The 16,052-nt window shown below is 69.7% G+C and carries 16 protein-coding genes; 6 read left to right on the top strand and 10 right to left on the bottom strand.

The genetic code is table 11. The features are described from left to right. Window position 1: 1 nt before the first annotated feature. From ACZ67T_RS34860 to ACZ67T_RS34845, 4 genes are read left to right on the top strand one after another with little or no spacing between them, the layout of a single operon-like run. On the top strand, window positions 2-1,474 hold the full coding sequence (locus tag ACZ67T_RS34860) for a phytoene desaturase family protein (protein WP_469989491.1): 1,473 nt from the start codon (window positions 2-4) through the stop codon (window positions 1,472-1,474). 5 nt (window positions 1,475-1,479) lie between these two features. After that, entirely contained in the window at window positions 1,480-2,919 is a 1,440-nt protein-coding gene (locus tag ACZ67T_RS34855) for a DUF1254 domain-containing protein (RefSeq protein WP_469989489.1), read from the top strand. Window positions 2,920-2,968: 49 nt separating this feature from the next. Next, complete coding sequence (locus ACZ67T_RS34850; protein WP_469989487.1) at window positions 2,969-3,751, top strand: SDR family NAD(P)-dependent oxidoreductase; 783 nt, start codon at window positions 2,969-2,971, stop codon at window positions 3,749-3,751. A 45-nt stretch (window positions 3,752-3,796) separates the two neighbouring features. Further along, on the top strand, window positions 3,797-5,215 hold the full coding sequence (locus tag ACZ67T_RS34845; RefSeq protein WP_469989485.1) for a DUF1254 domain-containing protein: 1,419 nt from the start codon (window positions 3,797-3,799) through the stop codon (window positions 5,213-5,215). A 173-nt stretch (window positions 5,216-5,388) separates the two neighbouring features. Here ACZ67T_RS34845 and ACZ67T_RS34840 read toward each other — a convergent pair whose 3' ends face one another. The 5 genes from ACZ67T_RS34840 to ACZ67T_RS34820 form a co-directional block, all read right to left on the bottom strand. Then, a complete protein-coding gene (locus ACZ67T_RS34840) occupies window positions 5,389-5,568 on the bottom strand; it encodes a hypothetical protein (protein WP_469989484.1) in 180 nt (59 codons plus the stop codon). A gap of 6 nt (window positions 5,569-5,574) precedes the next feature. Further along, entirely contained in the window at window positions 5,575-6,111 is a 537-nt protein-coding gene (pyrE, locus tag ACZ67T_RS34835) for an orotate phosphoribosyltransferase (RefSeq protein ID WP_469989482.1), read from the bottom strand. Window positions 6,112-6,186: 75 nt separating this feature from the next. Then, on the bottom strand, window positions 6,187-7,041 hold the full coding sequence (locus ACZ67T_RS34830; protein ID WP_469989480.1) for a helix-turn-helix domain-containing protein: 855 nt from the start codon (window positions 7,039-7,041) through the stop codon (window positions 6,187-6,189). A 27-nt stretch (window positions 7,042-7,068) separates the two neighbouring features. Beyond that, window positions 7,069-7,596 (bottom strand): DUF6879 family protein, encoded by a 528-nt coding sequence (locus tag ACZ67T_RS34825; RefSeq protein ID WP_469989478.1) that lies wholly within the window; start codon window positions 7,594-7,596, stop codon window positions 7,069-7,071. After that, on the bottom strand, window positions 7,568-7,828 hold the full coding sequence (locus ACZ67T_RS34820) for a hypothetical protein (protein ID WP_469989476.1): 261 nt from the start codon (window positions 7,826-7,828) through the stop codon (window positions 7,568-7,570). Before ACZ67T_RS34820 ends, ACZ67T_RS34825 begins: the two co-directional genes overlap by 29 nt. A gap of 221 nt (window positions 7,829-8,049) precedes the next feature. On the opposite strand from ACZ67T_RS34820, the gene ACZ67T_RS34815 reads away from it, so the two are divergent. Further along, complete coding sequence (locus ACZ67T_RS34815) at window positions 8,050-8,394, top strand: hypothetical protein (RefSeq protein ID WP_469989475.1); 345 nt, start codon at window positions 8,050-8,052, stop codon at window positions 8,392-8,394. A gap of 323 nt (window positions 8,395-8,717) precedes the next feature. Here ACZ67T_RS34815 and ACZ67T_RS34810 read toward each other — a convergent pair whose 3' ends face one another. Then, on the bottom strand, window positions 8,718-9,266 hold the full coding sequence (locus ACZ67T_RS34810) for an RBBP9/YdeN family alpha/beta hydrolase (protein ID WP_469989474.1): 549 nt from the start codon (window positions 9,264-9,266) through the stop codon (window positions 8,718-8,720). Window positions 9,267-9,389: 123 nt separating this feature from the next. Between ACZ67T_RS34810 and ACZ67T_RS34805 the strand changes: the two genes are divergently transcribed. Then, the gene (locus tag ACZ67T_RS34805; RefSeq protein WP_469989571.1) at window positions 9,390-9,845 is read left to right on the top strand and encodes an Lrp/AsnC family transcriptional regulator; all 456 of its coding nucleotides are present in this window, start codon (window positions 9,390-9,392) and stop codon (window positions 9,843-9,845) included. A 281-nt stretch (window positions 9,846-10,126) separates the two neighbouring features. Here the strand turns inward: ACZ67T_RS34805 and ACZ67T_RS34800 are convergent, their stop codons facing one another. The 4 genes from ACZ67T_RS34800 to ACZ67T_RS34785 all read right to left on the bottom strand — a co-directional run bounded on the left by ACZ67T_RS34800 (window position 10,127) and on the right by ACZ67T_RS34785 (window position 15,769). After that, a complete protein-coding gene (locus ACZ67T_RS34800) occupies window positions 10,127-10,447 on the bottom strand; it encodes a hypothetical protein (protein ID WP_469989472.1) in 321 nt (106 codons plus the stop codon). A gap of 41 nt (window positions 10,448-10,488) precedes the next feature. Continuing rightward, window positions 10,489-10,737: a hypothetical protein gene (locus ACZ67T_RS34795; RefSeq protein WP_469989470.1), complete on the bottom strand. Its 249-nt coding sequence runs from the start codon at window positions 10,735-10,737 to the stop codon at window positions 10,489-10,491. A 189-nt stretch (window positions 10,738-10,926) separates the two neighbouring features. Next, on the bottom strand, window positions 10,927-13,179 hold the full coding sequence (locus tag ACZ67T_RS34790; protein ID WP_469989469.1) for a glycosyl hydrolase family 95 catalytic domain-containing protein: 2,253 nt from the start codon (window positions 13,177-13,179) through the stop codon (window positions 10,927-10,929). 121 nt (window positions 13,180-13,300) lie between these two features. Continuing rightward, window positions 13,301-15,769, bottom strand: coding sequence for a polysaccharide lyase 8 family protein (locus ACZ67T_RS34785; protein WP_469989467.1), 2,469 nt, complete (start codon window positions 15,767-15,769; stop codon window positions 13,301-13,303). Window positions 15,770-16,052: the final 283 nt, after the last annotated feature.

Here is a 16,052-nt window from a genome sequence, read left to right as displayed (position 1 = left end):
CGTGTCCGCCACCGCAGTGGTCGTCGGCAGCGGCCCGAACGGCCTGGCCGCCGCGATCCGGCTCGCCCAGGAGGGCCTCGACGTCACCGTCGTCGAGGGCAGCGACCGGGTCGGGGGCGGCACCCGCACCTCCGAACTGACGCTGCCGGGAGTGCTGCACGACGACTGCGCGGCCTTCCACCCCACGGGTGTCGTCTCGCCCTTCCTGGCCTCGCTCGGCCTGGAGAAGTACGGGCTGAGCTGGCGGTGGCACGAGATCGACCTGGCGCACCCGTTGGACGACGGGCGCGCCGGGGTGGTCGCCGCCGGCGACATGGAGCGCACCGTGCGCTCCCTGGGCGGCGGCCGCGACGCCCGTGCCTGGCGGCGGCTGTTCGAACCGACCGTCGCCAACCTGGACAAGGTCGTACGCGAGGTCTTCCAGCCGGTGCCGCACATCCCGCGGCACCCGCTCGCGCTCGCCCGGTTCGGCGTCAACGCCGTGCTGCCCGCCACCTGGACGGCGCGCCGCTGGCGGGACGACCCGGCCCGCGCCCTGTTCACAGGCGTGGCCGCGCACGCCTTCGGACGGCTCGACACCCCGCTCAGCGGCTCGGTCGGCATGCTGCTCACCGCCGTCGCGCACGGGGCGGGCTGGCCCGTCGCCGAGGGCGGCACCCAGTCGATCACGGACGCGATGGTGCGTCTCCTGACGAGCCTCGGCGGCAAGATCCGCACAGGAAGCACGGTCACCACCCTCGACCAGCTCACCGAATTCCTCGGCCGCAAGCCCGGGTTGGTCATGCTGGACACCACACCGACCGCGGCGGCCCGCATCGTCGGCGACCGTCTCCCGGCCCGCCGCCGCCGTGCCGTGGCCCGCTACAAGTACGGTCCCGGCGTCCACAAGGTCGACTTCGCGATCGACGGCGACGTGCCCTGGACGAACGAGGAGTGCCGCCTCGCGGGCACCCTGCACCTGGGCGGCACCGCAGAGGAGATCGTCGCGGCGGAGGCATCGACTGCACGCGGCGAGATGCCCGAGCGCCCGTTCCTCCTGGTCGGCCAGCAGTACCTCGCCGACCCGTCCCGCTCGGCAGGCACCATCAACCCCCTCTACGCGTACGCCCATGTCCCCGCGGGCCACACGGGCGACGCCACCGAGGCGGTCGTCGCCCAGATCGAGCGGTTCGCCCCCGGCTTCCGCGACCGTATTGTGGCCACCCACTCCCGCACAGCCCGCCAACTCGCCTCTTACAACCCGAACTACGTCGGCGGCGACGTCAGCGCCGGCGCCAACACCGCCCGGCAGATCGCCCTGCGCCCGTACCCGACGCGGCGCCCGTACCACTTCGGCGTACCCGGCGTGTTCCTGTGCTCGTCGGCGACCCCGCCCGGCGCGGGCGTGCACGGCATGGGCGGCGCCAACGCCGCTGAACAGGCGCTGAGTTGGCTGAACGGCAGCCGTTCCACGACCCGACCCAGGAAGGGATGACCACCATGAACCGCCCCACACCTGACGGCGTGATCGCCACCCCGCCGTCGTCCCTCATCCGGGCCGACCGCGTCGAACGCGACGCCTCACCCCTCAATTCCACGCTGTACGAGGCCCGTGTCCTCGACGCATACACGATCGGCGTGCAGGCATACGTCTACGGATGGCCGGCCGTCGAGAACTGGCGAGTACGCTCGCGCTTCCTGGACCCGGCCGCGCCCCAGCACGCCCCGCTCAACACGTTCCTGCACGAGCAGACCCCCGCCGACCATCGCTACGAGCTCTTCGTCACGCCCAACGCCGACTTGCTGTACTCGGAGGCGTTCGTCGACCTGACGGACGAGCCGCTGGTCCTGCACGTACCGGACACCGGAGACATGCGCTACTGGGCGGCGCAGATTCTCGACGCGTTCACCGACACCTGTGCCAACGTCTCGTCCCGCTCGGTCGGTGCGGGCCCCGGCGACTACGCGCTGACCGCTCCCGACTGGACGGGCAGCCTGCCACCGGGCATCACCGAGGTCCGCGTCCCGACCCGCACCGGCTTCATCCTGCTGCGCACGCTCTTCGAGAACGCCGAGGAGATCGAGGCCACGCGCAAGGTGCAGCAACAGTTCACGCTCACCCCGCTTTCCGCGTACGGGACCGACCGACATGCCGCCGTCGAGCAGGTACCCGCGGACGATCCGCGCCGCGACGTCCCCGCCACCCAGGACGAACTGTCCACGTCCCTTGCCTTCTTCACTGTGCTGGGCCGGAGCCTGACCGAGGCGGGCACCCGCCCCGGCGAAGACGGCCTGATGCACCTGTTCGCCCGGATCGGCATCGGCCCGGGCCGCCAGTTTGAGCCGGACGCCCTCGACTCCGCCACACGCGAGGGCCTGACCCGCGCGATCGAGGACGGGTGGCGCCTGGTCCAGGCCCGCTCCGCGACCGCCCGCACCACCGTCAGAGGGGGCTGGGTCCTCTCCCAGCCCGGCGCGCAGACCGGGGCGTACGGACACGACCACCTGCAGCGCGCCGGTGTGGCCCATCGCGGCATCTACGCCAACACCGAGGCGGAGTACGCGGCGCTGCCCGCCCTGCTCGACTCCGCGGGCCGCCCTCTCGACGGCGCCCACCGCTACACGCTGCACTTCGAACCAGGCGCGCTCCCGCAGGTCGCCGCCTACTGGTCCATCACCCTGTACACCCTCCCGGACCGGCGCCTGTCCGACCACCCGGCCGGGCGCACCACGGTCAGCAGCCTCGACGGCACGCTCGCCCCGAACGCCGACGGCTCCCTGGACATCCACATCCAGCACGACGCACCCGAGGCCGCGCAGCGATCGAACTGGCTGGCCTGCACACCTGGCCCGTTCCAGCTGATCCTGCGCGCCTACCAGCCCACCGACCCGGGCCTGCACACCGGCGAGTGGAACCCGCCCGCCATCGCCCGCCACTGACCAGCACCTCGCGGTACCCGCAGTACCTCTCACACCCATAGGAGTTCGCATGTCCCAGTCCCAGTCCCAGACCCTGACCGGCAAGACGGCGATCGTCACCGGATCCGCCCGTGGCATCGGCTTCGCCATCGCCACCAAGCTCGCCGGAGCTGGCGCCCAGGTCGTCGTCTCCGACCTCGACGAGCAGGCCACCCGCGAGGCCGCCGAGAAGATCCCCGGCGCGATCGGCATCGCCTGCGACGTCCGTGACGAGAAGCAGGTCCAGGCCCTCGTCGAGGAGACCGTCAGCCGGTGCGGCGGCCTGCACATCATGGTCCCCAACGCCGGTGTGGCCCAGCCGATGCCTCTGACGTCCATGGACCTGGCGGCCTGGCGCCGCGTCATGTCCGTCAACCTCGACGGGGTGTTCCTCTCGGTCCGCTACGCGGCCCCCGCCATCATCGAGGCCGGCGGTGGCTCCATCGTGACCGTCGGCTCGGTCACCGCGACCGCCGGCTCCCCGCTCATCGGCCACTACGCCGCGGCGAAGGCGGCCGTCGTGAACCTGACCAAGACGGCCGCGACCGAACTGCGTGCCCACAACGTCCGAGTCAACGCGGTGCTGCCGGGCTTCGTCGGTACGCACCTGGTGACCGACGAGGTCGAGACCTTCGAAGGGATGCTCGGGATGCCCGAGGGCGGCTTCAGCGCACTCATGGACCAGAAGCAGGGCCGCCTGGGCACCGTGGACGAGGTCGCCGAGGCGGTCCTCTTCCTCGCCGACGAGCGCTCCTCCTTCTGTAACGGCACGCCGCTGCTCCTGGATGGCGGGCTGCGCGCCTCCCTGTTCTGATCGGACCAGCGACTTCAGCGTACGAAACAAGAGAAGGAGCACATGGTGAGTGGCCTGCGCGACGCCCGGCTCACGGGCGACGAGAGCATCGAGACAGCGTTCGGCACGATCGACCTTGAGCACACCTACCCGACCGACGCCTCGTCCGAACTGCTCTTCGACCAGCTGGATGTGCAGCGGGCCGCGCAGGCCTACCTGTGGGCGCTCCCGCTCGTCGGATTTGTCACCTGGCGCGAGCGAGCGGCCGAGACGTTCGGCTCCAAGCAGTTCGGTGACTTCGTCGTCTACGACTCCCTGCGGGAGAAGCGCGGCATCGTCACGGCCAACCTCACCACCCCGTACATCATCAACTTCACCAGCCTCGCCGATGGCCCGGTCCTGATCGACTACCCGGCCGGCCCGACGGCAGGCGGTGTCCTCGACTTCTGGCAGCGCCCCGTCGTCGACCTCGGTCTGACCGGCCCCGACCAGGGCAAGGGCGGCGGCTATGTCGTGCTCGGCCCCGACGACGACGCTGCGCCGTTCGAGGGATCCGGCCGCGTCGTGGTCCGGTCGCAGACCGTCAACGTCTTCATCGCGTTCCGGATCCTCACGCAGGATCCTGAGCTCATGGCCGCCGCCAAGAGCGGACTGAAGCTGTCGCGAGCCGGAGCCGATCCCGCGCCGGTCCAGTTCATCGAGGGCGTCGACCAGGAGTGGAGCGCCACTCCGGCGCGCGGGCTGGAGTTCTGGCAGGACCTCGCGACCATCCTCCAGGAGGAGCCGGTCAGGCCGGTCGACAAGGGCCTGATGGCCATGCTCGAACCCCTCGGCATCGCAAAGGGACGCCCTTTCTCCCCGGACGAGCGCCAACGCCGCATCCTCGAAGAAGGCGCGGCCCTCGGCGAACTGCTCGTCCGCAATCTCCAGATCAACCCGCGGTACACCACTCCGTACTGGGACGACACCAGCTGGTACAAGAGCTTCGACTTCGACGTCGAGCAGGAGACTGACACCCTTCTCCAGCTCGACCAGCGCGTCACCTGGTTCTACGAGGCCGTCACCAGCACGCGCGGAATGATGCACCCCACGCCAGGGGCCGGGCAGGTCTACATGACCGCGAAGCGCGACAACCACGGCCAACTGCTGCGGGCGGACAAGACCTACCGCCTGCACGTGCCCGCCGACGTGCCCGTCGCCCAGTTCTGGTCCCTGACGCTGTACAGCGAGGACACTCGGCGCCCGTACGACAACGGCGGCACGGACATCCGCAGCGTCAGCCTCGACAGCCACGACGAACAGCTGACGTCCAACGAGGACGGCAGCATCGACCTCTACATCGGCCCCGACGCCCCGGCCGGGTCGGAGAGCAACTGGATGAAGACGGTCGCCCAGGACGGCTGGTTCGTCTACTTCCGCCTCTACGCTCCGACCGAGCCGTTCTTCGACAAGTCCTGGTCGCTGCCGGACTTCGAGGCGGTCTGACGGCGCAGGGGGCGGCCGCTGAAGGCCGACGGTGAAGTCGGAGGGAACCAGGGACGTGCGGTCTGCATACGGCCGAGCGGGGCCGCATCGGCCGGACCGATGATGCAGGCCGCCTGGGGGTAGCCGGCTCCATCGGTCACCGGCGGCCGACCGTCCGCGGTCAGGGAACGGGATTACAGGGATGGGTACTTGGCGATGGCTCGTGTCGTGCGCTGGTTGTCCCGCAGGCCCCTCGTCACCCGCTGCCCGTGGGAGGCCAGGTAGGCACCGATGCCGATGCCGTAGGCGGCGCCGAGTCCGGACAGGGAGGAGTCGAAGAACGCGGCGTGGGCGGAGCCATCGAGGTTCGCCACAACTGCCTACCGGTCGGCCGTCGCTGCGCCCCGCAGGTCCTCGGCCGTCAGCAGCGAATGAAGCTCGATGTTTTCGGCTGCGAGAGCGGCGGCACCACCTTGCTCCCGGTCGATCACGCACAGGGCTTCGCCGACCTGAGCGCCCAGGCCCCGCAGATCCGCGGTCGACAGCACGATCTGCCCACCGCTGGTGACCACGTCCTCGACGACCAACACCCGGCGCCCTTCAACCTCGGCGCCCTCGGCGAGACGGCAAGTGCCGTACGGCTTGGCCTGCTTGCGCACGAATGCGCAGGGCAGCCCCGTGTGCCGACCGAGGGCGGTCACCACCGGGATGCCGCCCATCTCCAGGCCGGCCAGCACTTCCGTGCCGGACGGCACCAGCGGGGCCATCCGCCGCGCAATCTCGTCCAGCAGAACCGGATCCGCCTCGAACCTGTACTTGTCGAAGTACTCCGTGGCGGTACGTCCGGACCGCAGCGTGAACTGGCCGGTCAGATGAGAGGTGGCATGGATACGGAGAGCAAGATCAGAATGCGTCACAGACAATCAGTATCCCAGCACCGCCCGCCAGGGCGCTGTTCCAGGGCAATAGATCCAGGTGTATTGCCCTCGAACTCAGACCAGCGCGTCAATGGCCCTCACGATCAGCGCTCGCGCGTCCGCGCCGTACACGGCCATACTCCGCAACTGCTCGAACGCCTTCACATACTGGTCAATCTCCGATTGCTGCTTGATCCGTACTCGAGCCGTCACCAACTCGACGGACACCACCTGGTCGTCGTAGACGTGGAACGTCTCGCGTGGCCACTGGCGGCGCTCCACGGTGGCCTCGGGGATGATGCCCAACGACACTGCAGGCAGGGCGCCTGCGGTGAGGAGGAAGCCGAGTTGCGCGGCCATCGCGTCGGAGTCAGCCACCTGGTAGTAGAGGACGGCTTCCTCGACCAGGAAGAGGAACCGCTTGCCTGGCTTGTGGATGATGCGGGACCGTTCGACACGCGCTCGCGCTGCCGCCGCGCTGTCGTCGACAGCGAGCTGCTGGAATTCGGCGGACATGTGCAGGATCCCTGCCGCGTAACCCTCGGTCTGTAGGAGGCCGGGCACGAGAGACGCTGAGTAGACGCGGAACAGCTTGGACCGCTGGAACAGTTCGCCCGTGTTCTCCTGCAGCTGCTTGAGTCCGCTGCGCACCTGGTGGCGCCACTCGCTGTACATGGACTCTGCGTGTATGGACTGCGAGATCAGATCGTCCGCGTGTGCGACGGAACCGGTGGCCTCGCACCACAGCCGTACGTCCTTGGCGGACGGAGCGGTGAGGGCGTTCTCAATGCGGGACGTCTTGGCCCGATGCCACGAACAGCGGTCGGCCAACTCAGCCACGGTCAATCCGGCCGTCTTACGGAGTTCGCGCAGGCGTCCCGCGACAGCTTCACGGGCGGCCTGGGCCGAGGACGACGGAGAGATGGGCATGAGCTGGCCTGTCCGGTGCTTCCTGGTTCAGTGAATCTCGTACTGGTCGTGAGGGATGCCACGCGTCCACACGGCCTCGAAGGCATCGGCGCACAGCTTTGCGGCCGCCGGGTCAGAGCTGATCTCCCCGCCTGCCGAGGCGCCGTCGCCGGTGAAGTGATTCCAGCGGACGAGTCGCCCGTCGATCAGCCAGAAGTCGTTGCCGGGCAGGGCAAGGTCCGACGCCTGCCGGCGCGGCAGCCACCGCACCAGTTCACCTGCGGCCACGTTGGTGAAGGTGCCCGAGTGCTCGTACTGGATGTACTCGCTGACGGGCTCGGACACGATGCGGGCCCTGCGCACGACGACGCCGCGGCCGACGGTCTCCTGGATGAGGTCCAGCCACGGCCGCCACCAGGACGCGCGGTCCGCAGGGTCGTGGCGGAAGCCCTGACGCCACTGGGCGAACGGTCCCGCCTCGTAGTCCACGGCGTAGCTGTCGCGCATCTCCAGGTGGACCGCGGACTCAACAGCACGGCCCAGCAGTTCAGGAAACGTTGGCGCGTTCGACGACATCGCATGCCTCCCTCAGCATCTGCGCCATGCGGGCCGGGACCCGGACGACCTGTTCGTGCTCAGGGATCCCGACGGCGTGGCCTGGCACCGTGAACGCAGAGCACTGCGCCTCAAGTTCGGCACCTGGCTTCCATCCCTGAATGACGATCTCTCCCTTGGCCTGGTCGACCCAGACGGTCGGGCTCTCCCCGTCGCCGGTGTTGGGATCGATCCCGATGAAGAGTAACGACATGGCGAACTCCCACTTCTGTAGTTGCAGTTCGTTGCATCAGAGTCATCCGGTCGAGATACGAGGTCAAGGTCTCGAACGCGCCAAAACGCCACGTCCCATTGGGTCGATGCAACAATCTGCAACTCCCTGGAGGTCGAGAGTGCAGCAGCCGTAGCGTCGATGCCACGCAGCAACGACCACGGCCCGCCCACAGCGCGCGGGCACAGCCCTGCGGAGGCGCAATGCCCACCACCGAAGACGCCCCAGCACCGAAGACCGGCACAGTCCCCGAGCTGATCCAGGAGGCGATGTCGGTCACGCGGACCGTGCCCGGCCTCGCTCGCTTGCAGGAGCTCAACTTCGAACTCCGCACGGAGCTTTGCCGCCTCACCCCTCGCGTGCAGAGGCAGGTCGGCCAGACCACGGAACGCACCACAGCCTGGTACGCCCGCGAGCGCGCCCTCGTCGACACGCAGGAGGAGTTGACGCAAGGCCTCAGCCTGAGCCCTCTGGCCGCGGCACTCGCCGTGGCCGCGCTCGGCCGGTGCCTGCGCACACTCGACCAGTTCGCGGGCGGCGAGCGGTGAGGCAGTGGTGTGTCATCGGCGCCCACACGACGGATACGCCCGTGGTCGTCGCCGAGATCCACCGGCCGAGCGGGCCCCTGTTACCTCTCTACGCCTGCACGAGGCACGTCAAGACAGCCTCACCCGCAGCCGTCATGCAGAGCCTCGGACATGACCGTCTGACCGAGTCCGACGGATAGACCCCCGTCACCGGTGCGCCTGCCTGCAGGTCGCGGGGGCGCGTGGGACTTCACGGATTGACGGCGTAGGCGGCGGGAGGAACGAGTCCACTGATGGAACCGCCAGGCGGTACCTGGTGGCTGTGCGCTCCATGCGGTGGTTGATCACTGCAGGATCAGTGGGTCCAGGAGTTCACGGCCGTGCGGCCACGAGCCCAGGCCGCTGGCGGAGTTGATGTGTCCGCACGCGCCCGCCAGGTGCCATCGCGCCTCCCATCGCGCCGCGAAGCCGGCGGCTGCCTCGGGGGTGCAGTACGGGTCGTTGGCGCTGCCCACCACCAGGGCCGGGCACGGCAACGGATGTGTCGACAGCTCGGTGAATGTCGCGGCTGCCTGTCGTGGGAACGCCGGCCCGTGCAGGTCGGGCGGCGCGACCAGAAATGCGCCGCCTGCCGGGCTTGAGGGGTTCCGGTCAAGCCAGGCGGAAGCAGCCCAGCAGCCCAGGCTGTGGGCTACCAACACGACCTGGCTGTCCTGCCGGGAAGCGTCGTCGTACGCCTCCTGGACAGCGCCGACCCAGTCATCCAGGTCAGGAGCGGACCACGAGGCAGGGGAGATCCTCACCGCTGAGGTGCCCCACTGCCGCTCCCAAAGGGTCTGCCAGTGCTGCCCGTCCGAGCCGTCGATGCCCGGGACGATGACGTACGCGGTCACTGCCCACCACCTATTTCACTCGTCGCTCCCTGCGATGCTGGGGCGCCTGGTGCAGATTCTGTGGGATCCATCAGGGCGGCGGCAGTGGCACAAGTGATCTCAAAGAAGATGGTGCGGACGACGATGGAATCACTCGACCCAATAGACCGAGACATTCTCGCCCTGCTCCAGACCGACGGCCGGCTGACCGGCGCGGAGATAGGACGCCGCGTCGGACTGTCGCAGCCCGCGGCCGGCGCACGCATCCAACGGCTGGAGAAGAACGGCGTCATCACCGGCTACCGAGCCTTGGTCGACCCAGCAGCCCTCGGACTGAACATTCACGCGGTCATCCGGCTGCGCACCACGCACGCCCAACTCTCACGCGCCCTCGACTTCGCCTCCCGGACTTCCGAGATCGCCTCCACCCTCAGAGTGACCGGGGAAGACTGCCTGATCTTCGACGTCTACTGCCCGCAGGCAGGACGACTTGAAGAAGTCGTCGATGCACTTGCCCGTTACGGCCCTGTCACCACATCGCTCGTGCTCCGCGCCTACCCCCAGAAGCCGCTGACCGACGCCACGCCAACAACGTCATGACCACCTCCGTCGCGGTACAGCCGGCTGCCGCCACATCCGGAGGGTTGCAGTCCGTCGGCCAATCCGACTGGACCTTCCCCGGATCGTGGATGGCCCGCGGCTTGCGTCACGCTGCCAGCGCCGTGGATGTCGCCCGGCCAAAGCCCACCTTGTGCACCTGGAAAGTGCTCTTTTCCTCGCAACCGACACGACCCTCAGTCTGTATTGTCGTTGCAGGTCAAGAGCGCTTTCCGTGCTTTTGGCCGACCGGTGGACATCGACCCGTTACTCCGGATTCACGTTCAGGTGGAGACCGAATGCGGCGAGATGGGTCCTGGCCCGGGATTGGTGAAGGTGTTCAGACCGAAGTGCAGGAACGCCTCGAACTCCCGCCGCTGGTAAGCCTGTTGAAGTCCCATCGGCGTGACCTCGGCCGCCTTGGCGGAGACCTGCTCCGACGAGTCGCAGGGCGACAGCGTGACCCGGTTGCCCGGCCCCGTGACCGGCTGTTGCCGCGGAGCCTTGGGGCGGAAGTCCGCCGTCGTGAACGGGCCGGTGAAGGTCGACACGGCGATGCCCGACAGCTTGCCCGGCAGCCCGTGCCCGTCGGCCGTCGGGCCCATGCCGAACCCGATCGCCGGCGAGGCCGAGGCCGCCGGACCGGTCAGCGTCTGCGGCGGGCCGGCCTGGCACCCACGTACGTTGTCAGCGTGCCCTCCCGGTAGACGAGCGCGATGTGGCGGAACTGCGTCGACGGGACGCCGAGCGCCGGCGCCACCTGCTGCCCGCCGTCGCCCTTGGTCAGCCCGGACTCAGTGACGTACGGGTCGTTGGCGCGGTAGCGGTAGAAGGCTCCGCCACCGACGTTGAGCAGCGTCGCGCCCGGTACCCACTCGGCGGTGCGTTCCGCCACCGCCTCGACGATCACGTTGCCGTTCAGGTGGCCGCCTTCGCCGAGCGGCTGCGCCGGGGTGAACGCCAGACTGGAGGATCCTCCGCGCCGGGGTCAGAAGGGAGACGGCCTGCGCCGCGCCTGTGCACCGTGCTCACCGGAAGACCCGCGTCGGCCGCGATCTTCTCGACGCGGGTCTTGCCGGAGCCGTCAGAACAGCCCCCACCCCTGCGAGTCGCCGTTCGACGGGACGTTCCGCGGCTGGAGTTCCGGCCGTTCGCCGCGCCGGGTCACCACTGCCGTGCGGCCCTGGCGCAGATCGACGGTGATGGTGCCGTCGCCCTGGTCGTGGTACCGGATCGGGGAGCCGTCCTCCTTGTCGCGGACCTCGATCTCGCCGGTGATGCCGTGGCGCAGGACCAGTGGCTCGCCCGCCTCGCTCTCCACCACGATCCAGTCGGTGCGGCCGTTCGACCGGGAGGCGTCGACGAGGAAGGCGCCCTGTGTGCGGACCTTGGAGATGGACAGCTCCGGCCAGTCCTCCGGGATGGCAGGGAACACCTTCACCACGCCGCCGTGGCTCTGGGTGAGCATGTCCAGGATCGACTGGGCGAAGGAGAACGGGGTTTCCAGGGCGAAGTTGGAGACCTCCCGGTGCATGGCGTTCGGGGTCAGCTGGCTGCCGTTGAGGACGTTGCCGTCGACGTAGCTGTGGATGTGGGCGAGGGCCGCGTCGGCGTTGCCGAAGAGGGTCTCCATCGAGGCGGCGGCGGAGTAACTGAATCCGTTCCAGAGGGACTTCATGGAGGCCCAGTGGTCGAGGCCGCGGCGGTCGTCGGCCTTCTCCTGGAGCGGGTAGAGCCACAGCAGGTGGGAGTAGTGGCGGTGCGAGCTGGTGAGTGCGACACCCTCGCCGATCAGGGTGCCCTGGTCGCTCTGGTGGTACGGGACGAGGCGGGTGGCGATATCCTTCCACTGCGCTTCGTGCGGGTCGTTCAGGCGCAGCCGCCGCGATGATTCGAGCAGCGTGGTGGAGCCCCACTTCAGCAGCGACAGGTCGTAGGTGCAGTCGGCGGCGTTGGCGTACTCGGGCGAGCGGGTCATGGGCAGATGCAGCTTGCCGTCGGCGCCCTCGGTGAGGAAGCGGGCGTAGTAGTTGACCGCCTTGGTGAGCACGGGATGGATGACGTCGCGCAGGATGTCGTCGTCCATGTGGTGCCGGTAGGTGACCCAGGTGTTGTGCAGCGCCCAGATGAGGTTGCCCGCCTGGTCGTTGCCGACGTCGATGCCCGGACGGCCGGCATAACGGGCGCCGGAGCGCAGCTTCCAGTCGCCGGGATGGCCGAGCGCGTACGTCTTCCCGTCGCGCATCTCCGGCCACATGTTGCCTTCGAGGTTCTCGTGGTAGCGGGCGATGGTGGAGGTGATGGCATCCAGCTCGCGGTGGTTGGAGCCGTTGGCCATCGGATAGGTGATCTGGGCGTTGAGGTTCCACCAGATATTGGTCCAGGTGTTGCCGAACTCGGCGAACCACGGGCCCAGTACGGCGGTGACGGGGCCGCCGGCGCGGGTGGCGGAGGCCAGCTTGTAGAGCTGGATCCAGTAGAAGCGCTGGAGCTTCTTGTCGGGCACGGAGACCAGGCTGCGCCGGTAGAAGGCGTACCACCAGGCGCGGTGCTTGGCGACCTCCTTGTCCCGTGAGCTGTCGAGGGCCTTGTCGAGGGTACGCAGCGCCTGTTCGCGGCCGGTGGAGTCCGGGTAGCCGTACGCGATCGTGGCGGCGAGCAGCCGCCCCGTGCCGCTGCGGACCTCACGCCAGGCGGTGCTGTAGCCGCCGCCGGCGTGTAGAGGTTGCTCGACCACGCCCGTGCTCACGGTCGGGGCCGGGTTGGCGGTGTAGTCCGCCGGGAGGCGGTTGGGTCGCGGCGTCTTCGACTCCAGCGGGGTGAAGCCCCACGCCGCGGACTCCTCGCCGGGGCTGGGCTCCAGATGGGCGAAGAGCACATCGCGGTGGTTGAGGATGAGGGTGCTGAACGTGGCGCTGCCCTGGGTGGTGGTGATCGTGCCGGACAGTTCTGCGTCGTCGAGGTCCAGGCGCCAGTCCACGGCGGTGATGGCGCCGGCGAAGGTGAGCGTGAGGTAGCCGACGGGGAGGCGCGAGAGGCCGATCGCGCCCTCCCACTGGTCGCGCTGGTCCTGGACCAGGCTGCTGTTGAGCACGATGCGCAGGACGTTGGCCTCGCCCGACTTCTGGTAGATGTGCGCGGCCAGATAGCCGTTGCCGAAGTACGGGCCGTTCTGCCAGCTGGTCGGGATGCGCTTCCAGACCATGGAGGCGTCCTTCAGGAGCGCCCCGTGGACGTCCTGACGGGGGCTGGAGGCTGCCCAGGCCACCGGCGATCCGGTCGCGATGAGGGCACCTGAGGCGGCGGTGACGAAGACGCGCCGGGATATCGGGGTCATGGCTCCGGTTTCTGCTTTCTGCAGGGGATGGTGTCGTTGTTGTTCGTTGTTGTTCGTTGTTGTTCGTTGTTGTCCGGACCGCCGGCCGCAGCTCCGGCCGGCGGTCACCCGAGGCGGGGCCTCAGGCGAGTTCGGCCGTGTGGCTGTGGCCGCGCGAACCCGCGACGCGCACGGTCAGCACGGGACGCCGGCCAGGTGTCACGTCGACGGTGTCGTCCCGGCGGATCACCTCGGTGACGGGGAAGGGGAGTTCGACCGTGAGGGTCGCGCCGGTGCGGCCCGGGTCGGCGACGGCGACCGACACGCCCTCGTCGCGGCGGCGCACCAGGACCGTGCACGGACCCGATGCGGTGATGCCCGCCGCGGTACCGGACTGCCAGAAGTGCGCGGCCAGCAGGCCGTCGCGCCGTGACTCGACTGCCTGCGCCGCCGCGTCGTTCGCCAGGATCCGCACGGGCTGCGACGACGCCCAGGCGTGGGTCCCGGCGGCGCTCGCGCCCGGCAGCAGCACATAGGCGTACGACGCGTCCGTGGGCGAGGCGCCGTGGTCGATCCAGAGCGTCACGTAACGACCGGTCACCGGGTCGGTGATGCCGCCGGTGTTGATCGCCCGCCAGGTGCCGGTGCGCTCCTCCCGCAGCGCCCGCAGCCCCGGGGCTCCGGGCCGGCGTCCGGGGTGGTCGGGGAACACATAGCCGCCGGTGCCGGCCAGATGGGCCCAGCGCGCCTTGGGCAGCGCAGCGGACCAGCCGGGGTCCGAGGGCTGCCGCTCGCCGTCCACCAGCAGCTCCCCCGCCGCTTCGGCCTGCAGGCGGCGGTTCTCCACGACGGTCTCGATCGTCCGGCCGTCGGTCGAGGTGATGCCCGCACCGAGCGCGACGACCGCGTTGTCCAGGAAGAACCACGCCTTCCTGGCCGTCAGGGTGCTGCCGTCGGCCATGAGTTCCATCGCGCTCGCACCGTAGCGGCCGTCGAGATCCGTTCCGCCCGCCACCGCGTTCTTCGGCCGGTATACGAAGGTGCCGGCGCCCGTACCGACGTCGGTGCGGGCGCGTGTGTCCACCGTCGTGCCCGGCAGCCGGTACGGGTCCACGGTCGCCCAGAAGCTGCCGTTGAACTGGCGGAGGTCGTCGCCGTGGTACAGGTACGTCATGCCGTCGCCGTTGTACCAGCCGTGCAGGTTCTCGCCGTTGCCGGCCTCGTAGGCACCGATGCGCTTGGAGGACAGCGACAGGGCGAGCGCCCAGCCCGGCCGTCTGTGCACGGCCCGGTCCATGTCCGCGAAACCGAAGTGCCCGGTGAGCCGGTCGGCGGCGGGTACGCCGGGATCGTCCAGGACGGCCTTGGCGCGGGCGATCGCCGGGAGGTCGACGAGGCCGGTGTACGGGGTGGCGTCGTTGCGCGTGATCCAGCCCTTGGCGAGGGCGCGCCACCGGCCCGCGAGGGCGGCCGGGGCGCCATCGGCGAGCTGGAGGATGCAGTTGGCGGTGGTTGCCCCGGCGGTGTGGTCCTGGTCCTGCTGTCGTGAGACGGCCCGGCCGCGCACCGTGTCCATCGCCAGCCCGTCGAAGACGATCGGCGAAAAGGTCCGTTCGACCGCGTCGTGCAGCACCGAGACGTCCGGGTCGTTGATCGCCCAGTCCGATCCGGCGAGCAGCGCGATCACCTGGCTCGCTGCGGCGAGCAGGACGCGGCCGTAGCTGGCCGTGTAGGCGACGTAGTTGTGCTGGACGAAGGATCCGTCCTCGTAGAACCCGTCGCCGGAAGTGACGTACCGGAACAGGCTGTTGCGGCCGGCGCCACGGATGTCGGACAGGCCGTCGCGAGCCAGCGCGACCGTGGCCGGGTCGCGTGCCAGCAGCCCGCGCAGGGCGACGATGATGGCCTTGTCGGCGCGGTTGGCCCCGGTCTCGGTGACGCCGGAGAGGCTGCGGCGGTCGGGGTTCGGGCAGAACGTGGCCACGGTGGCGATGTACGCCGCGAGGTCCTCGGCGGGGAGCCGGTCGCCCAGCAGTACGCAGGTGTCCATCAGCGCCCGGGGCGCGCCGATCTCGAAGAACCACCAACTGTTGTTGACGCGAGCGGGGTTGTAGGCCGCGGTGTGCAGGAACCGCAGGGCTTCGAGCAGCCCGTCGAGGACCTCCGCACTGCCGGACAGGGAGGTGCCGGGGGTGGCCCAGGCGGTCGCCAGGTTACGCAGCCGGTCGTAGCTCCGGCCGAACATGGCCGGCTCGGAAGCCGGGGACACGTCGGGCCAGAGCGCGATGCGGGCGGCGGACCGGTCGAGTTGCTGCCACAAGCCGGCGGCCTGGTCGTCCAGAGCGGCGACCGCGGCGGCGATGTCGGGGTCCGCGGTGTCGATGTCCCCGCCGGTCAACTGCTGGCGGGCGCGGGCGAGCAGGGCGGTGAACGGGTCGCCGTCACCCTCGGCTGCCCGGGCCGTTGCCGGCGCGGACGCGTGGGCGGCCGTCTCCGTCCCGACGGCCAGCGCGGCGGCCGCACCGGCCGTGAGGACGGCGCGCCTACGGGGACCGGAGGTGTGCTGCCTTGGCTCTGGCTCGACGGACCGGTTCTGTTCGGACTGAGGCACGGTGGCCCTCCCTGGTCGGTACGGGTATCGAGGACGGGCAAGCCGTCCCGGTTCAACGTGTGTGCCGGGAGTACTTCCGCCGGGCACGCCGGACGGACTTCGGCCGGTGGGCGTGTCCGGGCGACCGGCGTTCCGGTCGCGATGAGGACGCCTGAGGTGGCGACGAGGGCGCACCGGTACAGCGCGGCCCCGCTACTCGGGAGCAACGTTCGGACGGAGACCGAACTCGGCGAGACGAGTCGTGGCCCTGGACTGCGGGATGCGCCCCGTTGAGCCCGGCACC

The organism is Streptomyces sp. NPDC107517, from assembly GCF_055582645.1.
Note: the sequence above shows the minus strand (reverse complement) of the source record. Positions and strands in the feature narration are given on the sequence as shown.

Bases quoted from the DNA above. Each gene is read 5' to 3' on its own strand.
- ACZ67T_RS34800 (WP_469989472.1), bottom strand. From the start codon at position 10,447: ATGGGCCCGACGGCCGACGGGCACGGGCTGCCGGGCAAGCTGTCGGGC.
- ACZ67T_RS34805 (WP_469989571.1), top strand. From the start codon at position 9,390: ATGGAATCACTCGACCCAATAGACCGAGACATTCTCGCCCTGCTCCAG.
- ACZ67T_RS34855 (WP_469989489.1), top strand. From the start codon at position 1,480: ATGAACCGCCCCACACCTGACGGCGTGATCGCCACCCCGCCGTCGTCC.
- ACZ67T_RS34790 (WP_469989469.1), bottom strand. From the start codon at position 13,179: ATGACCCCGATATCCCGGCGCGTCTTCGTCACCGCCGCCTCAGGTGCC.
- ACZ67T_RS34820 (WP_469989476.1), bottom strand. From the start codon at position 7,828: ATGTCGTTACTCTTCATCGGGATCGATCCCAACACCGGCGACGGGGAG.
- ACZ67T_RS34825 (WP_469989478.1), bottom strand. From the start codon at position 7,596: ATGTCGTCGAACGCGCCAACGTTTCCTGAACTGCTGGGCCGTGCTGTT.
- ACZ67T_RS34815 (WP_469989475.1), top strand. From the start codon at position 8,050: ATGCCCACCACCGAAGACGCCCCAGCACCGAAGACCGGCACAGTCCCC.
- ACZ67T_RS34830 (WP_469989480.1), bottom strand. From the start codon at position 7,041: ATGCCCATCTCTCCGTCGTCCTCGGCCCAGGCCGCCCGTGAAGCTGTC.
- ACZ67T_RS34850 (WP_469989487.1), top strand. From the start codon at position 2,969: ATGTCCCAGTCCCAGTCCCAGACCCTGACCGGCAAGACGGCGATCGTC.